Origin of the sequence: uncultured Sphingomonas sp. (genome assembly GCF_937859915.1) — a bacterium.
GTDB lineage: Bacteria > Pseudomonadota > Alphaproteobacteria > Sphingomonadales > Sphingomonadaceae > Solisphingomonas.
The window spans coordinates 1-20,220 of the sequence record NZ_CALMAW010000114.1; the positions used below are offsets into that span (position 1 = coordinate 1).

The window sequence follows — 20,220 nt, forward strand, 5'->3', positions numbered from 1 at the left end:
CGCAACCGGTGCGCGTCGGCGACCGCGCGGCGGTCGCCGCGGCCTGACCGACGGGGTGGCGCTCGCCACCCGCCGCAGCGACGCTGCGTGCCCCGCCTGGCAGGCCGGTACGATCCGGCCTAAAGCGCCGTGAGCCGATCCAGCACGGCGAGCCCGGCCGCCTGGAAATGCGCGGGGCCGAAGCGAGCGAGCACGTCGGCCCGCGCGTCGGCACCCATCGCAACCAGTCGCTCGGGCCGCGCGAGAAGCCGTGCCAGCGCGGCCGCCAACGCCTGCGGATCGCCCGGCGGTACCGTCGACCCCGATCGGTCATCGACGATCGAATAGGGCAATTGCCCGACCGCGCTGGCGACGACGGGCAACCCCGCCTGCATCGCCTCGTGAACCGCGATACACAGTCCCTCGGACCGCGACGGCTGAACGTAGAGATGCAACCCGGCCAGAAATCCGCCCGGATCCTCCGCATAGCCGACGAAACGCAGCCCGGTGAGCCCGAGCGCCGCTGCCCGGGCGGTCAACGCCGTTCGCGCCGCGCCGTCGCCCGCGATCGCGACGTCATAGGATGCGATACCGCCGGGCAGGGCGGCGAGCGCGTCGATCAGCACGTCATAGCCCTTGACGGGGTGCAGCCGTCCGAGGCTGCCGATCCGCACCGGCTCGCCGGGTCGCCACGGTGTCGCCTGGCGCGCGGCAGGATCGGCGCGGAAGATCGGCCATTGCATCAGCCGCGACGGCGGGACGCGCAGCCGCTCGGCGGTCAGCCGGGTCACCGCGTCCGAGTCGCCGATCCATAGTTTCGACAGCGGCTGCATCGCGCGCAGCAGGCGGCGATTGGCGGGCTTGAGATAGGCGGCATGCTGCCAGCTCACCACCGGCAGGCGGCGCCGCAGGCCGACGAGCTGCCCGAGCAGCGTCGCGCGCGTCAGCGAGGTCCACAGATGCGTCGGGCGCATCTGCGCGATCTCGTGATCGAGCCAGCGCAGCGCGGCGACATGATCGGTGGTGCCGCCGTCGCGGACGCGGACGTCGAGGCCGGCCGCCACCATCGGCGCGAGCGCCCGGCCGTCGCGGCGGGTGAGCGCGAAGATCCGGATATCGGCGCCGCCGGCGCGCAGCACGTCGGCGATCGCCGGGACCGGCAGCGCCGCGCCGCCACCTTCGAGCGAGTTGATGATGTAGGCGATGAGGATCATCGGCGCGCTGCCATCGCGTCGGCGAACAGGTCGAGATAGGCGCGCGCCCCGGTGCCGATCCGATAGCCTGCCACCGATGCCGCCAGCCGCGCGGGATCGGGGGCCGGCCGGTCGAGCAGCGTGCGCAGCGCGGCCGTCAGCGCGTCGATATCGCCGACCGGGACGATGAGGCCGCGCTCCGGGCTGGTCAGCATGTCGCCGACCGCCGGGGTCGAGTCGCTGGCGATGACCGGCCGCCCGGCGCCGAGCGCCTCGACGATCACCGCGCCATAGCCTTCGAAGCGCGAGGGCAGCACGAACAGGCGCGCCGTGTCGAGAGAGGGACGAAGGTCCGGCACGAAGCCCGCGAAGCTGATGCGCGCGTCCAGCCCGCGCCGCGTCGCGAGACGCTGCAGGCTCGCGTCCTCGGGCCCCATACCGACGATGACGAGCCGGGCGGACGCGTCGTCGAGCCGCGCGAACGCCTCGATCAGCAGGTCGAACCCCTTTTGCCGGATCAGGCGGCCCGCGGCCAATATGGTGCGCCCGGTCGCGCGGATCGGCGGCGGGGCGTCGTCGTCGAGCGCGGGAAGGGGGATGGTGCGCGCGATCGCGCGGCCGAGCATGGCATCGGCGCGGGCGCGGCCGGTCTCGTCCATCGCGACGAGACGGTCGGCGCCGCGCAGCAGCCGGCGCATCCGCTGTCGGAAGCGCCACTGCAGGATGCGTCCGCGCTGCGGCAGCGCCAGCGGCGAACTAATCTGGACGACGATCGCGCCGCGCCGCGGGATCGCGGCGAGCGCCGGCACCACCTGCCAGTGGAAATTGCCCGTCACGAACAGCGTGTCGACCGGGTGGGTCGCGAAATGGCGCGCGGCGGCGCGCCCCAGCCGTTCGCGCGATCCGGTGCCGCGCGATATCGGCGGCGTTGCGGTGACCAGCGTGGCGCCGTCGGGCACCATCGACCGAAGCGGACCGCCTTCGTCGCCGCAAAAGATCGTCACCCGAATTCCTAGTGCGAGCCATGCCCGCGCCAGCCGCAGCGCGATTCGTTCGGTACCCCCTAGCGGGAAGTCGTGCATCACCACCCCGATCGTCGCGGGGCGGGTCATGGTCGCGCGCCCTGGCGATGACTGTGGATCGATGCCCTGTCACCCCGGGCTCGACCCGGGGTTTCGCTATTCTCGACGGCGTGGATGCGGGACCTTGGCTCGAGGCCGGGGCGACGATCATTCAAAGTCATGCCGCCTCGACGTAGCATCGCTACTCCTGGTCGAACAGAGGCGTCAGGCCGCGTCGGGGATGGCGATCTCGGGCAGCGGCTTGGCGTGGGGCAGGATCACGTCGAGGAAGGTCTGCGTGGTCGGGCGCGGGCTCGCGGCATTGTGGAACAGCCACATCCGGCTGAGCGCGCTGTCGCCGGCGATCTCGCGATAATGGAGGTTGGCGACGTGGAGCCGCCGGAGCGACCCCGGCAGCACGGTGATGCCGAGCCCCGCCGACACCAGCCCGAGCAGCGTCGACATCTCGTGCGCCTCCTGGACCAGCCGCGGGCGCAGCCCGACGCTGCCGAACAGGCGGTACAGATCCTCCTGGAAGCCCTCGCGGTCATAGGGATAATGGACCATCGGCTCGTCGGCGAGTTCGGCGATGTCGATAACCGCGTCGGTGGCGGCGAGCTGGTGCCCGGCCGGCATCGCGACGTACATGCGGTCCATCGTCAGCGCGGTCGCGACCAGCCCCGGCGGCAGCGCGAGCCGGCGCCCGCTGCGCACCACGCCGATGTCGAGCGTGCCCGCCACCACCCCCTCGCGCTGCGCCGACAGCGGCCGCTCGGTGAGATCGAGATGCACGTCGGGATAGCGCCGGCGATAGGCAGTCACCGCATCCGCGAAGATCGGCGTGAACAGCGCCGAGGCGGACAGGCCGATGCTGAGCTCGCCCAGCTCCCCGAGCGCGGCACGCCGCGTCACCGTGATCGCATGTTCGGCGCGGTCGAGCGTCGCCTTGGCCTCGTCGAGGAACAGCCGGCCGGCGACGGTCAGCCGCACCCGCCGGCTCGATCGCGCGAACAGCTGCACGCCGAGCTCGGTCTCGAGCATGCGGATCTGCTGGCTGAGCGGGGGCTGGGAGATGCCGAGCTGCAGCGCGGCGCGGCCGAAGTGGAGTTCGGTGGCGACGCGGACGAAGTAGCGGAGATGGCGCAATTCCATGATCGATATCTTATATATATCGATCCGGCCGAATTCCATACTGGACCTACGATCTGCTGCGGCGCAAAGGCGGCGTTGCCAAACCCCGCGCCCCCGCATCCCCCCTCAGCGGCGTGCGCGCGGGGTTTGGTTTGTATTCGACCGCTTGCGGGCCCTCGCGGATGTTGAAAGAGTAACGCGATGAACGGCATCGTACGCACCGCCCTTGCCCGGCCGCTGACCTTCATCGTGATGGCGATTCTGATCGCGATCGTCGGTGTGCTCCAGGCGGCGCGGACCCCGGTCGATATCTTTCCCAATATCGGCGTGCCGGTGATCGCGACCGCGTGGCAATATACCGGCCTGTCGCCCGACGACATGTCCGGCCGCATCATCACGCCGTTCGAGCGCGTGCTGACCACCACAGTCAACGACATCGAGCATATCGAGAGCCAGTCGCTCAACGGCATCGGCGTGGTGAAGATCTATTTCCAGCCGGGCGCCAACATCCAGACCGCGACCGCGCAGGTTACCTCGATCTCGCAGACGATCCTCAAGCAGCTGCCGCCGGGCGTCACCCCGCCGCTGATCCTCAACTACAATGCCTCGACCGTCCCGATCGTCCAGCTCGCGCTGTCGGGCCCCGGCCTGTCCGAACAGACGCTGTTCGATCTCGCGCAGAACCAGATCCGCCCGCAGCTAGTGACCGTGCCCGGCGCTGCGATCCCCTATGCGTTCGGCGGCAAGCAGCGCCAGGTCCAGTTCGATCTCGATCCACAGGCGCTGCAATCGAAGGGGCTGTCGGGCCAGGACATCGGCAATGCGATCGCCGCGCAGAACCAGATCAACCCGGTCGGCTTCGCCAAGATCGGTACCTTCCAATATAACGTCGAGCTCAACAACACGCCCGCCACCGTCGAGGCGTTCAACGACCTGCCGGTCAAGACCGTCAACGGCGCGACCATCTACATGCGCGACGTCGCCCATGTCCGCGACGGCGCCGCGCCGCAGCAGAATGTCGTCCATGTCGACGGCCACCGCTCGGCGCTGATGACCGTCCTCAAGAACGGCAAGACCTCGACGCTGGCGATCATCTCGGGGATCAAGGGCAAGCTGCCCCAGCTCCAGCAGACCTTGCCGTCGCAGCTCAAGATCACCCCGGTCGGCGACCAGTCGCTGTTTGTGCGCGCCGCGATCAACGGCGTCATCCGCGAGGGCGTGATCGCCGCGGTGCTGACTGCGCTGATGATCCTGCTGTTCCTGGGTTCGGCGCGCTCGACGCTGATCGTCGCGACCTCGATCCCGCTCGCGGTGCTGTTCTCGATCATCTTCCTCGGCGTCACCGGCAACACGCTCAACATCATGACGCTGGGCGGGCTGAGCCTCGCGGTCGGCATCCTCGTCGACGAGGGTACGGTGACGATCGAGAGCATCACCTACCATCTCGAAATGGGCAAGGGCGTGATCCAGGCGATCCTCGACGGGTCGGCGCAGATCGTGACGCCCGCCTTCGTCTCGCTGCTCTGCATCTGCATCGTGTTCGTGCCGATGTTCTTTTTGCCGGGCGTCGCGGGCTATCTGTTCGTTCCGCTGGCGCTCGCGGTGATCTTCGCGATGATCGGCTCGTTCATCCTGTCGCGGACGCTGGTGCCGACGATGGCGATGTACCTGCTCAAGCCGCATGACGACGCGCATGCCGAGCAGCGCAAGAATTCGCGCAACCCGTTCACCCGTTTCCAGCAGGGCTTCGAGAAGCGCTTCGAGCGCGTGCGCGCGGGCTATGGCGGCCTGCTCCAGAAGGCGCTCGATGCGCGTGCGGTGTTCGCGATCGGCTTTCTGGTCTGCGTCGCGCTGTCCTTCCTGCTGGTCCCGTTCCTCGGCCGCAACTTCTTCCCGACGGTCGACGCCGGCCAGATCACGCTTCACGTCCGCGCGCCGATCGGCTCGCGCATCGAGGACAGCGCCGCCAATTTCGACCGGATCGAGCGCCGCATCCGTCAGATCATCCCCGCCGGCGAGCTGGCGACGGTTGTCGACAACATCGGCCTGCCGGTCAGCGGCATCAACACGGTCTACAACAATAGCGGCACGATCGGCCCGCAGGACGGCGACATCCAGATCACGCTGGGCGAGGGCCATCATCCGGTCGCGGGCTACATCAAGACGATGCGCGAGCAATTGCCGCATTATTTCCCGGGCTCGACCTTCGCCTTCCTGCCCGCCGACATCACCAGCCAGATCCTCAACTTCGGTGCGCCGGCGCCGATCGACATCCAGATCACCGGCAAGGATGCCAAGGGCAATCTGGCCTATGCGGCGAAGATGCTCCGCCGGATCAAGGCGATCCCGGGGGCGGCCGACGCGCGCATGCAGCAGTCGACCTCCTATCCCGAGCTCAAGGTCCATGCCGATCGCAGCCGGATCGACCAGTTCGGGCTGACCGAGCGCGACGTCACCAACAGCGTCGCGACCGCGCTTGCCGGCACCGCGCAGACAGCACCGGTCTATTTCGTCAATCCCGAGAACGGCGTGTCGTACACCGTTGTCGCGCAGGCGCCCGAATATCGCATCCGGACGCTCAACGAGCTGCTCAACGTGCCCGTCACCGGTTCGGGCAACGCCGTGCCCCAGGTGCTCGGCGGCGTCGCCAGCATCACCCGCGACACCACCGGCGCGGTGATCAGCCACTATAATATCCAGCCGACGATCGACATCTATGCGACGCCGGCCGAGCGCGATCTCGGTGCGGTCGCGGGCGACATCAACCAGGTGCTCAAGGACCTCAAGAAGGAGGCGCCCAAGGGCGCGACGATCACGCTGCGCGGCCAGTACGCCACGATGAACACCGCCTTCTCGGGGCTGTTCTTCGGTCTGCTCGCGGCGATCGTGCTGATCTACCTGCTGATCGTGGTCAACTTCCAGAGCTGGCTCGATCCGTTCGTGATCATCACCGCCTTGCCCGGCGCGATCGCCGGGATCGTCTGGATGCTGTTCATCACCGGCACCCCTCTGTCGGTGCCGGCGCTGATCGGGGCGATCATGTGCATGGGCGTCGCCACCGCCAACTCGATCCTGGTGATCAGTTTTGCGCGCGAGAAGCTCGAGGAGCTGGGCGACGCGACCAAGGCGGCCTACGAGGCGGGCGTCACCCGCTTCCGCCCGGTGCTGATGACCGCGCTGGCGATGGTGATCGGCATGCTGCCGATGGCGCTGGGCCTGGGCGAGGGCGCCGAGCAGAACGCCCCGCTCGGCCGCGCGGTGATCGGCGGCCTCTTAGTGGCGACGTTCGGCACGCTGATGTTCGTGCCCGTCGTGTTCAGTTTCGCGCATCGCAAGGGCCGGCCCGTATCCGCCGCCGCCCGCCTGGAGGAAGCCCATGCATGACGTCTCGCACGGCGAGGACGCCCCGCAGGTCGACAACCGCCTGCTCAAGATCATCGGTATCGTCGTGCTCATCGTCGCGGTGCTGCTGGTCATCTGGGGAATCCTCTCGCGCCGCCACAGCGAGCACAAGCTCGCCGACTGGACGCAGGACCAGTCGACGCAGACGGTGAGCGTCGTCCAGCCCAAGAGCGAGCCGGCGAGCAACGCGCTGGTGCTGCCGGGCAACGTCCAGGCGCTCAACAGCGCGCCGATCTACGCCCGGACCAACGGCTATGTCAGCAAATGGTATGTCGACATCGGCGCGCACGTCGCCGACGGCCAAGTGCTGGCGACAATCGACGCCCCCGAGGTCGAGCAGCAGCTCGTTGCCGCGCGCGCCGACCTCGAGACCGCGCGTGCCAACCAGAATCTCTCGCAGACCACCGCGACGCGCTGGTCGACGCTGCTCCAGAAGGACGCCGTCTCCAAGCAGGAGTCGGATGAAAAGCAGGGGGATCTCGCCGCCAAGAAGGCGCTGACCAACGCCGCTGCCGCCAATGTCGGCCGGTTGAATGCGCTGACCGGCTTCACCCGGATCGAGGCGCCGTTCGCCGGCACGATCACGAGTCGCTCGACCCAGATCGGTCAGCTGGTCACGGCGGGAAGCGCCGCCGACCAGCCGCTGTTCACCGTCTCCGACGTCAGCCGGATGCGCATCTATGTCCGCGTGCCGCAGGCCTATTCGGCCGAGGTCCACCCCGGCCTCCACGTCGCCTTGACGCTGCCCGAATATCCCGGCCGCAGCTTCGATGCGGTGCTCACCCGCACGGCCGGCGCGGTCGACCAGCAGTCGGGCTCGGTGCTCGTCGAGCTGCAGGCACCCAATCCCGACGGTGCGCTGAAGCCCGGTGCCTATGCGCAGGCGAAATTCCCGATCACCGGGACGTCGGGTTCGGTCGTGATCCCGTCAAGCGCGGTGCTCTATCGCAGCGACGGCACGCTGGTCGCGGTCGCGGGGCCGGGCAACAAGGTGCAATTGCATCCGATCAAGATCGGCCGCGATTCGGGCGATACGCTCGAGGTGCTGGCCGGGCTTTCGCAGAATGACCGCGTGATCGACAGCCCGCCCGACGCGATCGCCAACGGCGATCCGGTCAAGATCGCGCCGGCGCAGAAGACCGGCGCGACCGACAAGCCCAATGCGGGAGCCGGCGGCAATGCGAAGCAGTAAGGCGCTCGTCGCAGCGCTGCTGGTGAGCGTGTCGGGTTGCTCGCTGGCGCCCGACTATCATCGCCCCGCGATCGCCGCGCCGGGCAAGTATCTCGAGGTGCCGACCGGCTGGACCACCGCGGCGCCTGCCGCCGACGCGCCCGCCGCCGCGTGGTGGCAGTCGTTCCACGATCCCGTGCTCGATACGCTCGAAGATCGGATCGAAACCGACAACCCGACGCTCGCCGCTGCGGTTGCGCGCTATGACGAGGCGGTCGGCGAGCTGCGCGTCGCCAAGGCACAGCTCTATCCGCAGATTGATGCCAATAGCGGCGTATCGCGGGTGCGCGCCCCGGCGAACCGGCCGCTGACGGTGCCGGGCACCGCGGTCGGCGGGTCGGTCGAATATAATGAATATCAGGTCGGCGCCTCGCTCTCCTGGGAGATCGATCTGTTCGGCCGCGTGCGCAACCTGATCGCCGCCAATCGCGCGCAGGCGGCGGCCAGCGCCGCCGATGTCGCGGGTAGCCGGCTCGGGCTGCAGACCAGTCTCGCGACCAGCTATTTCCAGATGCGCGGGCTCGACGCGCGGCTCGAACTGCTCAAGCAGACCGTCGCGGCCTATCAGCGCGCCTATGATCTGACCGAGACCCGCCACGAAGGCGGCGTCGGCACCGGGCTCGACGTCAGCCGCGCGCGTACGCAGCTGGCGACCGCACGGGCCGAAATCTCCGACGTCCGCGCGCAGCGGGCGGCCTATGAACATGCCGTCGCCGCGCTCGTCGGCGTGCCCGCCTCGAGCTTCGCGATCCCGACCGATACGCGCCAGCCCGATCCGCCGTCCTTCCCGGCGGGGACGCCCTCGACCCTGCTGCAACGCCGTCCCGACATCGACGCCGCCGAGCGGCGCGTGTTCGCGGCCAATGCGCAGGTCGGCGTCGCGCGCGCCGCGCTCTATCCGACGCTGTCGCTGGGGGGCAATGCCGGCCAGGAGACGACCGGCCCCAATATCCTCAGTGCCGCCAGCACCTTCTGGGCGCTGGGCCCGGCGTCGCTCGCGCTCAACCTGTTCGATGGCGGCCAGCGGCGCGCCCGCGTACGGATCGCGCGCTCGCAATTCGACGAGGCGGCGGCGAACTATAAGCAGACGGTGCTGACCGCCTTCCGCGAGGTCGAGGACGATCTCGCGCTCGGCCGCGATCTCGTCCAGGAAACGCAGGATCAGAAGGACGCAGCGACCTCGGCGGGCCGCACGCTTGATCTCGCGCTGATCCGCTACCGCGACGGTGCGTCGGATTATCTCGAGGTCGTCACCGCACAGACCGCGGCGCTCGACGCGCAGCGCGCGCTGCTCGATCTCCAGACGCGCGGGCTGACGAACGCGGTCGACAGCGTCCGCGCGCTGGGTGGGGTCGCGTCCTAGGCGTAGCGCGAGCCGCCAAGGGCGCTGTCTGTTCGCATACGGCGAGGCAATCCAGGCCCGGCATTAGGGGCGCCGGATTGCGTCGGCTCAGATTCGGGTCGCACTGCCGGAATCGGCGATCGCGACAGGCGCGTTACTTACGCCCCGCGCCCGGTCTTCTGCTGCAGCTCGTCAATCCGCACCGACGCGTCGGCCTTGTCGAGCGTATCGTCGAAGCCTTCGCCGGCTTCCTCGCTCAGCGTCTTGAGATAGCTGGCCTGCGCGCCGGTCATCGGCTCGGCGCCGGTGGTCCAGTCGGCCGGATCCTTCTCGGCGTTCGAGGTCGGATGAGTCTTCGGATTGGGGGTGTCGGACATCATGTTTCTCCTTCGCGGGATCAACGACGGTGTTCCATTTCTGTTCCGATGGCCGCGAGGTGGTCAAAATGGGATTTGGCGGTTGCCGCGCGTCCGTCGCGGCGTTGCAGGGCGATGAGCGGCCATGCTAGAGCGCCGGGCTATTGAGCGGGCGCATCGCCTGCGGATGCGGGAACAGCCGAGTGGTCTTGCGACGTCATCGTCCGTATCCCCTGACCGTGCAATGAACGATCCCGAGGACAGGGCGCTACCGGCGCCGCCCGCCGACGAGTCGTTGCTGCCCGATGGCGGTGCGACGCATAAGCGCGAAAGCCTGCTCAAGCTCTCGGCCGGCGCGATCGGCGTCGTGTTCGGCGACATCGGCACCAGCCCGATCTACGCCTTCCGCGAGACCTTCGCCGGCCATCATCCGCTGCGCCCCGACAATCTCCACGTCATGGGTGTGCTCAGCCTGATCTTCTGGTCGATGATGGTCGTGGTGACGGTCAAATATGTGACCATCATCATGCGCGCGGACAATAAGGGCGAGGGCGGCAGCCTCGCGCTGCTCGCGCTGGTGTCGCGCACGGTCAATTCGGAGAAGCGCTGGACCAAGGGGCTCGTGCTGCTCGGCGTGCTCGCGACCGCGCTGTTCCTCGGCGATTCGATGATCACCCCGGCGATCTCGGTGCTGTCCGCAGTCGAAGGCCTCACGACGGTCGAGGGTCGGCTGGCTCCGCTGGTCATCCCGATCGCGGTGGGTATCCTGATCGGTCTGTTCACGCTGCAGGCGCGCGGCACCGCGCGGATGGGCGCGCTGTTCGGCCCGATCATGCTGATCTATTTCGCCACGCTGGCGGTGCTGGGAATCGTCAATCTGATCAGGCTGCCGAGCGTGCTCTACGCGCTCAATCCCTGGCACGCGGCGCTGTTCTTCGGCGCAGAGCCGCTCCACGCCTTCCTCGCCATGGGTTCGGTCGTCCTCGCGGTGACCGGTGCCGAGGCGCTCTATGCGGACATGGGGCATTTCGGTCGCCGGCCGATCCGGCTGTCGTGGGTCAGCTTCGTGCTGCCCGCATTGATGCTCAACTATCTCGGCCAGGGCGCGATGATCCTCGCCGCGCCGCCCGAACATGCGATGCGGATGATCCGCTCGCCTTTCTTCCTGCTGGCACCCGACAGCCTGCGCCTGCCGCTGGTCATCCTCTCGACGCTGGCGACGGTGATCGCCTCGCAGGCGGTGATCTCGGGCGCCTTTTCGGTGACGCAGCAGGCGATCCAGCTCGGCTTCATGCCGCGGCTCAAGATCACTCACACCAGTGCCAGTGCCGCCGGGCAGATATACATCCCCGTCATCAACTGGACGCTGATGGTGATGGTGATCCTGCTGGTCTTCGGCTTCCGGACCTCGACCAATCTGGCCGCCGCCTATGGCATTGCGGTGACCGGCGCGATGCTGATCGATACCTGCCTGCTCGCGGTGCTGCTGGTCGCGCTGTGGAAATGGAACAAGCTCGGCGCCGGTGCCCTGATCGCGCTCTTCCTGCTGGTCGACCTCGCCTATTTCTCCGCGAACCTGACCAAAGTGCCCGATGGCGGCTGGTTCCCGCTGCTGGTCGGGGTCGTCGCCTTCACGCTGCTCACCACCTGGGCGAAGGGGCGGCAGCTGATGATCAAGCGGCTGAGCGAGGTTGCGATGCCGATCAGCGTGTTCGTCAAGTCGGCGGCCAATTCGGCCGAGCGCGTGCCCGGCACCGCGGTGTTCATGACCACGGCGAAGGACGGCGTGCCGCACGCGCTGCTTCACAATCTCAAGCACAACAAGGTGCTCCACGAGCGCGTCATCCTGCTCACCGTGCGGATCGAGGACGTGCCCTATGTGCCGCAATCGCACCGCACCAAGGTTAAGCCGTTCGAGCAGGGCTTCTACCGCGTCGTCGTCCACTACGGCTTCATGCAGGAGCCCGACGTTCCGGCCGCGCTGTCGAACGTGCAGGGCATGGGCACGCCGCTGCGGATGATGGACACCAGCTTCTTCCTCGCCCGCCAGACGCTGATCGCCTCGTCGCGGCCGGGCATGGCGATCTGGCGCGAAAAGCTGTTCGCCTGGATGCTGCGCAACGCCGAAAGCGCGATGGAATTCTTCCGGCTGCCGTCCAACCGCGTCGTCGAGCTGGGCAGCCAGGTCGAGATCTGAGCATGCGAGTCGCGATCCTGCTCGCGGCAGGAGCGTCGCGGCGCTTCGGGGCCGCCAACAAGCTGTTCGCGACGGTCCGCGGTGTCATGCTGCTCGATCGCGCGCTCGCGCTGGTGCGGCAGGCGCCGGTGCAGCGGCTGATCGTCGTGACCGGGAGCCAGTCGCGGCGTGTCGCCGCCGCGGTGCGCCGTCGCGACCGGCACGCGGTTCTCGTGCGCGCGACCGACCATCGCGAGGGGATGGGGGCGAGCCTGCGCGCGGCCGCGCGTCAGCTCCGCCCGATCGATCGCGAGGCGCTGGTCTTCCTCGCCGACATGCCCTGGCTGTCACCGCGGCTGGCCGCCCGTCTGGTCGGCGCTGCGCGTTCCGGTGACGGCATCGTTCGTCCAGGCTCGCGTCGCCGTCCCGGTCACCCGGTCTTGCTTCGGGGTGCGGAGTTGCGGCGGCTGTCGGGGGCGGCCGGCGATGCCGGACTGCGCGGCGTCGACCCAGCGCGGACGGTGCCCAGCGACCGCCGCTGCGTCGCCGACATCGACCGCCCTGCGGGCCTCACCCGCATCCCGCCGGCACTGCGATGACGCCGGCACCCATCATCGTCTCGGCCGCCTTCGGCAGCGCCGACTTCGCGTGGCTCGACGGACTGCGCCGCGCCCATTTTCCGCCCGCGCGCAACCAGATCGCAGCGCACCTTACGCTGTTCCACCACCTGCCGCCGAGCCTGCTCGACGAGCTGACGGCGCAGCTCGGGCAGATGACGCGCAACGTCCCGCGACCGGCCGCGGCGATCGGCAAGCCGATGCTGCTCGGCCGCGGCGTCGCGTTCCGCGTCCATAGCGATGCCCTGGTCGCGCTGCGCGCCGATCTGGCCGACGCCTTCCACGGCGTGCTGACGCCGCAGGACCGTGCCGGCTGGCGACCGCACGTCACGATCCAGAACAAGGTCGATCCGGCGGTCGCGAAAGCGCTCCACGGGGAGATCGAGCGCGACCCGCAGATCGCGCGGCCGCTCTCGATCATCGGGATCGCGACCTATTTCTACCGCGATGGCCCCTGGGAGCCGATCGCATGCCACAGGTTCGCCGGCTGACGATCAGTCGACCTGGCCGACGCCCGTGCAGCTCAGGTCGAAGGCGGCGAGGCCGGCTTCGAGATTTTCCGACAGCGTCGGCATGTCGAGCAGCTGGTCGACGATCGCTTCATTGTCGGGGTCGTTCGCCTCTTCGAGCGCGTCGTCCCATTCGGCCGCGTCATAGGTGCCTTGCCCGACCATCGCGAGCGCGAGCAGTTCGGTCTGCTGGTCGTCGGCGAGATCGTCGATCGTCGTGCGCAGCTCGTCCTGCACGGTGTCGTCGTCGAGCTCGTCCTCGAGCACGTCGCGATCGTCGTCCGAATCGTTGACCGGATCGTCATTGTCGGGGTCGATGCCGGGCACCAGCGCCTCGAGTTCGCGCGCGCGCTGGATGATGCGGCAGATGATGTCGAGGGGGGTCACGAGGTCCATCGGGTGTTCCTGATCTGCGGCAAGGGCCTTGGGGGCGTGTCGGGCGAAACGACATGGCGCGGTGCCGGTTCCGCAAAATCGCGCCGAGAGTGGGGCGGACGGTTGACCGCCCCGATAGCGCTGCCTATAGGCCGCGCTTCCGAAGCGGGCGCCCTGCGCCGCGCTGAACGGGATGGCAGGGCGAAGTAGCTCAGCTGGTTAGAGCACGGGAATCATAATCCTGGGGTCGGGGGTTCAAGTCCCTCCTTCGCTACCATCTTGGGAGGGCGGTCCGATGGACGAACTCTCGCTCGCCGTCGTCGGCATCGATTTTCCCAATCGCGACGGCAGCAACAGACGCTTCGAGATCCTGCAGTGCAACCCTGGCGACGCGGTGTCGCTGCGGCCCGAACCCCGTAACCTGCACGACCGCTTCGCCGTCGCGGTGTTGAGCGATCGCGGGCATCAGATCGGCTATCTCACCGCCGAACGGGCGCCGTGGATCGGCGCTCGGCTGCGCGCGGGCGAGCCGGTCGTCGCCATCTTCCAGGGTCTGGCGGAAAGCGCGGCGTACATTCGTGTCGCGTTCGGCGGTCGTGCGCCAAGCCTGCCGCCCATGACCCGGACAGAGCCCCGGCTCATCGCCGACGACGTCGCCGATCCGGACGGGCCGCTCTGGGGCGCGTGAATCAGGGCAGCACCCGGCGGGCGGACACGATCCGCACCGGTTGCGCCAGCATCTCGCCCGGGAAGAAGCCGCCGTCGACAATCGGCGCGTCGAAGATATGCTCCACCACATCCAGTCCCTGTACGACATGACCGAAGGCGGCGTAGCCGAGGTTGTCACCGGGCCTGACCGGGTCGGCGTCGAGCGAAGGCTGATCGCCGAGATTGATCGTGAAGTCGCCACGCGCGCTGCCCGGCTCGTTGCGCGCGACCGAGATCGCGCCGTCGGTGTGGGTGACGCCGGTCTGCGTCGAGGGTTCGTGCGCGATCGGCGGCAGGACCCGCTTGGGCGCGTTCTGCACGCCGAACTGGATGAAGCCGAACCGGGGCCCGCCCTTTGCCGCGCGGTAGAAGACGGTGCCGTTCAGCCGGTGTCCGTCGACATAGCGCAGGAAGTTGGCGGTGGTGATCGGTGCGCGCGCCTGTTCGAGGTCGAGCACGATCCGCCCGGTGTCGGTGACGAGCGCGACCCGCACCATGCCGGGCGCAGGCGGCGGCAGGGGCGCGGTCGCCGCCGCTTGCAGCACGAGGGCCGACGTCGGCGCGGCGGGCATCGGTGCGGGCAAGGCGGTCGCCTGGATCAGCAGCGCGGCGAGCAGGAACATCGCGTCAGTCTCCCGTGAACAGCCCGCCCGGATCGTTGACCACCAGCATCGCGTCGGGCCGGGCGAGCGCGATCAGCGTCAGGCGGTGCGCGCGCGCGTGATCGATCGCCATGCTGGTGGGCGCGGAGATGCCCATCAACAGTGGCGCGCGCGCGACCAGCGCCTTGTCCACCATCTCGAAGCTGATCCGCGACGTGACCAGCAGGAAGGCGGGCGCGATGCCGGTGAGCGCCAGATGGCCAACGAGCTTGTCGAGCGCATTGTGCCGGCCGACGTCCTCGAACGCCGCGACGATCTCGCCGGTGGCATCGCAGGCCGCGGCGGCGTGGATCGCGCCGGTCAGCGCGTTGAGCGGCTGGTACGCGCGCAAGCCCGCCAGCGCGGCGAACAGCGCGGGCACCCCGACGTCGGGCAGCGGCGGGGGCGCGGCGACCGGGCGGCGCAATTGCTCCAGCGACGCAATGCCGCACAGGCCGCAGCTCGTGTCTCCGGTCCGATGGCGCACCCGGTCCGCCATCCGCCCGGCGCAGCGCGCGCTGAGCGTCACGCGCAGCATCCATCCCGCCTCCGCCTCGAACGGCTCCGCGTCGATCACGTCGGCGGCGCTGTCGGCCAGCCGCTCTGTCAGCATGAACCCGGTCGCGAAGGCGGTCAGGTCCGCGGGCGTCATCATCATGACGGCGTAACCCAACCCGTCGACCTCGACCGCGACCGGCGCCTCGACCGCGATCGCGCGCTCCACCGGGTCGGAGCCGGTCGCGCGCAAGACCCGCACCGTCCTGGCGTCCGCGGCGGCGCTCACGCGACGAGGTCCGCCGGCGTGTTGACGTTGGCGAGCGGGGCGGGCGCGAGGACCGGCGTCGCCCCGATCTCGGTCGCCCAGCGGCGGATCGACAGCCGCCCGTCCTTCGCGCCCGGCACCGCCGCCGACAAGCGCCCGATCAGCGCCGGGGCGAGAGCGGCGGGCCATGCACCGAGGATCGGTACATCCGCGCAATAGGCCGGCGCGGCCGCCAGCAACCGGCCGATCAGCTCACGCGGCACGTCGGGCATGTCGCAGCCGATCGTCACGACCGTGCCGAAGCCGTGCGCCCCGGCGTGGACCAGCGCGCCCGCGATGCCGCCGAGCGGGCCGAGGCCGGGCGCGGGCCGGTCCGTGATGGAGGCCAGCCCGTCCCACTCGCGCCCCACCACCACCACCGCGTCGCACCACGGCGCCAGCGCGTCAGCAGCCCACCCGATCATCGCCCGTCCACGCCACGGCGCCAACGCCTTGTCCGACCCGAACCGCGATGCCGCACCACCGGCGATCAGCGCACCCAGGACGCGGCCCCCGCTCACGCGACCCCGCCGAAGTATACGAAGTACTGGGGAATGCCGTTTATCGCCGCCGCCGTTGTCGCGTCTTCGAGGAGGAAGCGGCGGAGGGAGGGCATCGGTGAAGACGGCATCGCACCCCCGTTAGGCGAAACGGGGCGTGTAGGACAGCGCGCAGCGTCTCCCACCGGCGATTACCCGCGAGAGGGTAAGTCCGGATGTCTCGGCGCCGCGCCTTCGCCGTCTGGACTCCCGCCTTCGCGGGAGAACCGGACGTCCCGACATCAAGGGATCAGCCGGTCGGCCCGCAACCGCTCGAACAGCGTGAAGAACGCGTCGTCGGTGGGCTGATAATCGGTGAAGCCCATCCGGCGGCTCTTGCCCATGTCGGTCACCACCTCGATCGGGCGGCCGAGATCGGCGTCGGTGTGCCACGGCGAGGCGAGGCGGGCGAGGTCGGGTTCCACCAGCCCGTCGCGCTCCGCGATCCGGCGCCACGTGGCGTCCGCCCCGCGCATCTGATCCTCCAGCGGCTCGATGCGGCCGTCGAACGGCGCCGGTTGCAGCCCGAACCAGTCGGCGATGCGACCCCACATCCAGTTCCAGCGGAAGACGTCGCCGTTGACGACGTTGAACGCCTGGTCGCGCGCCGCCGGCGTCTGCGTCGCCCACAGCAGGTGCCGGGCGAGCAGGCCCGCGTCGGTCATGTCGGTCAGCCCGAACCATTGCTCGGGCGATCCGGGGAAGCGGAACGGCTGGCCCGTCTCGCGGCACAGCGAGGCGAAGGCGGCCAGCGTCGTGCCCATGTTCATCGCATTGCCCACCGCCTTGCCGATGATCGTGTGCGGGCGATGGACGCTCCAGCCGAAGCCATCCTGCGCGGCGGCGGCGAACACCTCGTCCTCCTGCGCGTAATAGAAGTTCTCGATGTCGAGCCGGGGCTGGTCCTCGCGGAACGGCGTCTGCGGCAACGTGCCTTTGCCATAGGCCTCGAACGGTCCGAGATAGTGTTTGAGGCCGGTGACCAGCGCGACGTGGCGCGTGCTGCCGCCCGGCCGCAGACCGTCGAGCAGGTTGCGGACCATGCCGGCGTTTACGCGAATGTTCTCCGCCTCCGTCGGCTGGCGCAGCCAGGTGGTGATGAAGACCGCGTCCGGGCGGACGTCCGCCAGCGCCGCCTTGGTCGCGTCGGCGTCCTGCAGGTCCGCCGCCACCGGCTCGATGCCGGGCAGCGACGACGGCCGCCGCGCGAGCCCGTGGACGGTCCATCCCTCGGCCGCCAGCAGCGCGGCGGTGGCGCCGCCCACGATCCCGCTCGCGCCCACCACTAGTGCTGTCTTCGTCATGTCGTTCCCATCGTCAAACCGGGGTAGGGGAGATCAGGCGAGCGCCATCACCTCGACCCGCACCGGCACCGCCTTCGCCGCCGGCACATGGCTCTCCTCGGCATTGTGCGACAGGGCGATCAGGACGTTGCTCTCGGGATAGTACATGCCGAGGCAGCCTTCGGGGATGTTGTAGTCGATCACCGTCAGACCGTCGACGCGGCGGACCGCGTCATGGCCGTCGCCGGCGTCGCCCACCAGGCTGATCTTGTCGCCTTCCTTCACCCCCAGTTTCGCCTGGTCCGCCTTGCCCATCATCACGATGTCGCGGGTGCCGCGGATCGAGCGGAAGCGGTCGTAATAGCCGTAGATGGTGGTGTTGAACTGGTCGTTGGAGCGCAGCGTCACCAGCCGGAACCGCTGGCCGCCGCCTTCGACCTCGCCGTCGTCGAAGCCGGCGGCGTTGAGCACCTTGGGCGCGTTGAACTCCGCCTTGCCGCTCTTAGTCTTCCACTGGCGATGCGACGCGGCATTGCCCTTCCAGAACCCGCCGGGCGTATCCATCCGCTCGTTGTAGTTGATGAACAGCTCCGGATAGGTGTTCTCGATCGCGGTGCGCACGAGGCTGTAGTCGCCGACCCACTTGCCCCACGGCACCTTGGGATTGGGCTCCAGCGTCGACAGCGCGAGCGCGGCGACGATCGCGGGCTCCGACAGCAGGTGCGGGCTCGCGGGCTCGACGCGGCCGTGCGAGCCATAGATGTGCGAGAAGCTGTCCTCCATCGACACCGCCTGCGGCCCGCTCGCCTGGTCGTCACGCTCGATCCTGCCGAGGCAGGGGAGGATGTAGCTCGTCTTGCCGGGCAGCAGGTGCGAGCGGTTGAGCTTGGTAGCGATATGCACCGTCAGGTCGAGGTCGCGCCACTTGGGTTCGACGCGGCCGTGATCGGGGATCGCGCGGACGAAATTGCCGCCCAGCCCGACGAACGCCTGCGCCTCGCCGCGCAGCACCGCCTCCGTGCTCTCGACGGTGTCCCAGCCCTTCATACGCGGCGGCTCGAACTCGTACAGCTCCGCCAGCCGGTCGAGCGGGACGAGCTCGGGCTTTTCCGAGATGCCGACGGTGCGCTGGCCCTGCACGTTGGAATGGCCGCGCACCGGGTTCATCCCCGCACCCGGCCGGCCGATGTTGCCGCGCAGCAGCATCAGGTTAGTCAGCATGAAGAGGTTCTCCATGCCATGGCGGTGCTGCGTCAGGCCCATGCCATAGATGGCGATCACCGCCTTCGACCGCGCATAGACCTTTGCCGCCTCGACGAGCGCATCCTTCGTCAGCCCGCTCTCGCGCGAGATGTCGTCCCAGCTCGTGTCGCGCGCCTTGGCGGCGAACTCCTCGAACCGGGTCGTGTGCTGCTCGATGAACTCATGGTCGACGATCGGGTCGCGGCCCGCGGCGCGTGCCTCCACGTCCGCTTCCAGCACCCATTTGGCGATGCCGAGCAGCGCGGCGATGTCGCCGCCCGCCTTTACCTGATGATATTGGGTCGCGATCGGGGTGGATTTCAGCGTCGCCATCTCGATCGGGTTCTGCGGATCGGTGAACCGCTCCAGTCCGCGCTCGATCAGCGGGTTGAACACAATGATCTCGACGCCGCGCTTGGCGCAGCTGCGCAAGGGGTGGAGGAAGCGCGGCGAGTTCACGCCCGGATTCTGCCCGAGGTAGAAGATCGCGTCGCACTTGTCGAAATCCTCGAGCTGGCAGGTGCCGACCGGCGATCCGATCGCCTGCTTCAGCGCGACCGACGTCGTTTCGTGACACATGTTGGACGAATCGGGCAGGTTCTGGCTGCCGTACATCCGCGCCCACAGCGCATACATGTACGACGTCTCGAGCGCCGCGCGGCCCGACGAATAGAGAATGACCTTGGTGGGGTCATACCCCTTGAGCTTCGCGCCGATCTCCGCGAACGCCTCCGACCAGCTGACCGCGACATACTTGTCGGTTGCGGCATCGTAGCGCAGCGGGTGCGTCAGCCGACCCGCCTGCTCCAGATCGTGGTCCTTCCACCCGATCAGCTCGGACACCGTGTGCTGGGCGAAGAAGTCGGGCGTGACGCGCAGCGAGGTGAGTTCCCAAGCGGTGGCTTTGGCGCCGTTCTCGCAGAACTCCTCGATGTGCGGGTTGGCGGGCTTGCCCCAGGCGCAGCTGACGCACATGAACCCGCCGGGCTTGTTCTGCCGCTGGAACTGCGCGATCGTCGTGGGCGTCATCCGCTCCTTGGCGACGACCGCCGCGACCGATCGCAGCGATCCCCATCCGCCCGACGGGCCGCTGTACGGGTCCACGCCGATGTCGCGCCGGTCGGCCATGTCTCAACTCCTTCAGGTCCTTGGGCGAACGTAGCGGGAAGCCGGACGCTGCGCGCCCCAAATCTTTTCTCCGTGCACGGGAACCCGATGGCTCCCCATATCCGACCGAGACGATTAGGAGGCGCCCCATGACCACGCACACCACCCGCATGCTGATCCTCGGCTCCGGCCCCGCCGGGCTGTCCGCCGCCATCTATGGCGCGCGCGCCGGCATGAGCCCGATCGTCGTCCAGGGCGTGCAGCCCGGCGGCCAGCTGACGACCACCACCGACGTCGAGAACTACCCGGGCTTCCGCGACGTGATCCAGGGTCCGTGGCTGATGGAAGAGATGCAGGCGCAGGCGGAGCACGTCGGCACGCGGATGATCTGGGACACGATCACGCAGGTCGACCTGTCGCGGCGGCCGTTCCGGCTGACGGGCGATTCGGGCGACGTGTACGAGGGCGAGGTGCTGGTGATCGCGACCGGCGCGCAGGCGAAATGGCTTGGGCTGGACAGCGAAGA

Annotated in this window: 18 protein-coding genes and 1 tRNA gene; 9 read left to right on the plus strand and 10 right to left on the minus strand. The window is 68.9% G+C overall.

Translation table 11 applies throughout. The features are described 5' to 3' along the window. Positions 1-119 precede the first annotated feature (119 nt). From Q0326_RS14900 to Q0326_RS14910, 3 genes are all read right to left on the minus strand, one after another. Positions 120-1,193 (minus strand): glycosyltransferase, encoded by a 1,074-nt coding sequence (locus Q0326_RS14900; protein ID WP_298691883.1) that lies wholly within the window; start codon positions 1,191-1,193, stop codon positions 120-122. Then, positions 1,190-2,284 (minus strand): glycosyltransferase, encoded by a 1,095-nt coding sequence (locus tag Q0326_RS14905; protein ID WP_298691885.1) that lies wholly within the window; start codon positions 2,282-2,284, stop codon positions 1,190-1,192. Before Q0326_RS14905 ends, Q0326_RS14900 begins: the two co-directional genes overlap by 4 nt. Before the next feature lie 174 nt (positions 2,285-2,458). Beyond that, the gene (locus Q0326_RS14910) at positions 2,459-3,385 is read right to left on the minus strand and encodes a LysR substrate-binding domain-containing protein (RefSeq protein WP_298691887.1); all 927 of its coding nucleotides are present in this window, start codon (positions 3,383-3,385) and stop codon (positions 2,459-2,461) included. 180 nt (positions 3,386-3,565) lie between these two features. Between Q0326_RS14910 and Q0326_RS14915 the strand changes: the two genes are divergently transcribed. From Q0326_RS14915 to Q0326_RS14925, 3 genes are read left to right on the plus strand one after another with little or no spacing between them, the layout of a single operon-like run. Next, positions 3,566-6,748 (plus strand): efflux RND transporter permease subunit, encoded by a 3,183-nt coding sequence (locus tag Q0326_RS14915; protein WP_298691889.1) that lies wholly within the window; start codon positions 3,566-3,568, stop codon positions 6,746-6,748. After that, positions 6,741-7,958: an efflux RND transporter periplasmic adaptor subunit gene (locus Q0326_RS14920; RefSeq protein ID WP_298691891.1), complete on the plus strand. Its 1,218-nt coding sequence runs from the start codon at positions 6,741-6,743 to the stop codon at positions 7,956-7,958. The genes Q0326_RS14915 and Q0326_RS14920 overlap by 8 nt, the downstream gene beginning before the upstream one ends. Further along, positions 7,945-9,360: an efflux transporter outer membrane subunit gene (locus Q0326_RS14925; protein ID WP_298691894.1), complete on the plus strand. Its 1,416-nt coding sequence runs from the start codon at positions 7,945-7,947 to the stop codon at positions 9,358-9,360. The genes Q0326_RS14920 and Q0326_RS14925 overlap by 14 nt, the downstream gene beginning before the upstream one ends. 137 nt (positions 9,361-9,497) lie before the next feature. Here the strand turns inward: Q0326_RS14925 and Q0326_RS14930 are convergent, their stop codons facing one another. Then, positions 9,498-9,716: a DUF3072 domain-containing protein gene (locus Q0326_RS14930; protein WP_298691896.1), complete on the minus strand. Its 219-nt coding sequence runs from the start codon at positions 9,714-9,716 to the stop codon at positions 9,498-9,500. 223 nt (positions 9,717-9,939) lie between these two features. Here Q0326_RS14930 and Q0326_RS14935 point away from each other — a divergent pair, with 223 nt between their 5' ends. From Q0326_RS14935 to Q0326_RS14945, 3 genes are read left to right on the plus strand one after another with little or no spacing between them, the layout of a single operon-like run. Further along, positions 9,940-11,892, plus strand: coding sequence for a potassium transporter Kup (locus Q0326_RS14935; RefSeq protein ID WP_298691898.1), 1,953 nt, complete (start codon positions 9,940-9,942; stop codon positions 11,890-11,892). Positions 11,893-11,894: 2 nt separating this feature from the next. Next, complete coding sequence (locus tag Q0326_RS14940) at positions 11,895-12,470, plus strand: NTP transferase domain-containing protein (RefSeq protein WP_298691900.1); 576 nt, start codon at positions 11,895-11,897, stop codon at positions 12,468-12,470. Further along, complete coding sequence (locus Q0326_RS14945) at positions 12,467-12,979, plus strand: 2'-5' RNA ligase family protein (protein ID WP_298691902.1); 513 nt, start codon at positions 12,467-12,469, stop codon at positions 12,977-12,979. The genes Q0326_RS14940 and Q0326_RS14945 overlap by 4 nt, the downstream gene beginning before the upstream one ends. A gap of 3 nt (positions 12,980-12,982) precedes the next feature. On the opposite strand, the gene Q0326_RS14950 is transcribed toward Q0326_RS14945, so the two are convergent. Beyond that, positions 12,983-13,393: a DUF3775 domain-containing protein gene (locus Q0326_RS14950; RefSeq protein ID WP_298691905.1), complete on the minus strand. Its 411-nt coding sequence runs from the start codon at positions 13,391-13,393 to the stop codon at positions 12,983-12,985. Positions 13,394-13,572: 179 nt separating this feature from the next. On the opposite strand from Q0326_RS14950, the gene Q0326_RS14955 reads away from it, so the two are divergent. Both Q0326_RS14955 and Q0326_RS14960 read left to right on the plus strand, forming a co-directional pair. Continuing rightward, positions 13,573-13,649 (plus strand) — tRNA-Met (locus Q0326_RS14955). A gap of 18 nt (positions 13,650-13,667) precedes the next feature. After that, positions 13,668-14,060, plus strand: coding sequence for an HIRAN domain-containing protein (locus Q0326_RS14960; protein ID WP_298691907.1), 393 nt, complete (start codon positions 13,668-13,670; stop codon positions 14,058-14,060). 1 nt (position 14,061) lies between these two features. Here the strand turns inward: Q0326_RS14960 and Q0326_RS14965 are convergent, their stop codons facing one another. The 5 genes from Q0326_RS14965 to Q0326_RS14985 all read right to left on the minus strand — a co-directional run bounded on the left by Q0326_RS14965 (position 14,062) and on the right by Q0326_RS14985 (position 19,715). Next, positions 14,062-14,703, minus strand: coding sequence for a peptidylprolyl isomerase (locus tag Q0326_RS14965; protein WP_298691909.1), 642 nt, complete (start codon positions 14,701-14,703; stop codon positions 14,062-14,064). Positions 14,704-14,707: 4 nt separating this feature from the next. Continuing rightward, positions 14,708-15,505, minus strand: coding sequence for a formate dehydrogenase accessory sulfurtransferase FdhD (gene fdhD, locus Q0326_RS14970; protein ID WP_298691911.1), 798 nt, complete (start codon positions 15,503-15,505; stop codon positions 14,708-14,710). Then, entirely contained in the window at positions 15,502-16,044 is a 543-nt protein-coding gene (locus tag Q0326_RS14975; RefSeq protein WP_298691913.1) for a molybdenum cofactor guanylyltransferase, read from the minus strand. The genes fdhD and Q0326_RS14975 overlap by 4 nt, the downstream gene beginning before the upstream one ends. A 260-nt stretch (positions 16,045-16,304) precedes the next feature. After that, the gene (locus Q0326_RS14980; protein WP_298691915.1) at positions 16,305-17,366 is read right to left on the minus strand and encodes an SDR family oxidoreductase; all 1,062 of its coding nucleotides are present in this window, start codon (positions 17,364-17,366) and stop codon (positions 16,305-16,307) included. Positions 17,367-17,399: 33 nt separating this feature from the next. Continuing rightward, positions 17,400-19,715, minus strand: coding sequence for an FdhF/YdeP family oxidoreductase (locus tag Q0326_RS14985; RefSeq protein ID WP_298691917.1), 2,316 nt, complete (start codon positions 19,713-19,715; stop codon positions 17,400-17,402). 128 nt (positions 19,716-19,843) lie between these two features. Here Q0326_RS14985 and Q0326_RS14990 point away from each other — a divergent pair. Further along, positions 19,844-20,220: FAD-dependent oxidoreductase (locus tag Q0326_RS14990; protein ID WP_298691919.1), on the plus strand; the 377-nt coding region annotated here is incomplete at its 3' end.

Excerpts from the sequence above, each read along its gene's own strand:
- Q0326_RS14900 (WP_298691883.1), bottom strand. The coding sequence starts at position 1,193 with ATGATCCTCATCGCCTACATCATCAACTCGCTCGAAGGTGGCGGCGCG.
- Q0326_RS14905 (WP_298691885.1), bottom strand. The coding sequence starts at position 2,284 with ATGACCCGCCCCGCGACGATCGGGGTGGTGATGCACGACTTCCCGCTA.
- Q0326_RS14910 (WP_298691887.1), bottom strand. The coding sequence starts at position 3,385 with ATGGAATTGCGCCATCTCCGCTACTTCGTCCGCGTCGCCACCGAACTC.
- Q0326_RS14915 (WP_298691889.1), top strand. The coding sequence starts at position 3,566 with ATGAACGGCATCGTACGCACCGCCCTTGCCCGGCCGCTGACCTTCATC.
- Q0326_RS14920 (WP_298691891.1), top strand. The coding sequence starts at position 6,741 with ATGCATGACGTCTCGCACGGCGAGGACGCCCCGCAGGTCGACAACCGC.
- Q0326_RS14925 (WP_298691894.1), top strand. The coding sequence starts at position 7,945 with ATGCGAAGCAGTAAGGCGCTCGTCGCAGCGCTGCTGGTGAGCGTGTCG.
- Q0326_RS14930 (WP_298691896.1), bottom strand. The coding sequence starts at position 9,716 with ATGTCCGACACCCCCAATCCGAAGACTCATCCGACCTCGAACGCCGAG.
- Q0326_RS14935 (WP_298691898.1), top strand. The coding sequence starts at position 9,940 with ATGAACGATCCCGAGGACAGGGCGCTACCGGCGCCGCCCGCCGACGAG.
- Q0326_RS14940 (WP_298691900.1), top strand. The coding sequence starts at position 11,895 with ATGCGAGTCGCGATCCTGCTCGCGGCAGGAGCGTCGCGGCGCTTCGGG.
- Q0326_RS14945 (WP_298691902.1), top strand. The coding sequence starts at position 12,467 with ATGACGCCGGCACCCATCATCGTCTCGGCCGCCTTCGGCAGCGCCGAC.
- Q0326_RS14950 (WP_298691905.1), bottom strand. The coding sequence starts at position 13,393 with ATGGACCTCGTGACCCCCCTCGACATCATCTGCCGCATCATCCAGCGC.
- Q0326_RS14960 (WP_298691907.1), top strand. The coding sequence starts at position 13,668 with ATGGACGAACTCTCGCTCGCCGTCGTCGGCATCGATTTTCCCAATCGC.
- Q0326_RS14965 (WP_298691909.1), bottom strand. The coding sequence starts at position 14,703 with ATGTTCCTGCTCGCCGCGCTGCTGATCCAGGCGACCGCCTTGCCCGCA.
- Q0326_RS14980 (WP_298691915.1), bottom strand. The coding sequence starts at position 17,366 with ATGACGAAGACAGCACTAGTGGTGGGCGCGAGCGGGATCGTGGGCGGC.
- Q0326_RS14985 (WP_298691917.1), bottom strand. The coding sequence starts at position 19,715 with ATGGCCGACCGGCGCGACATCGGCGTGGACCCGTACAGCGGCCCGTCG.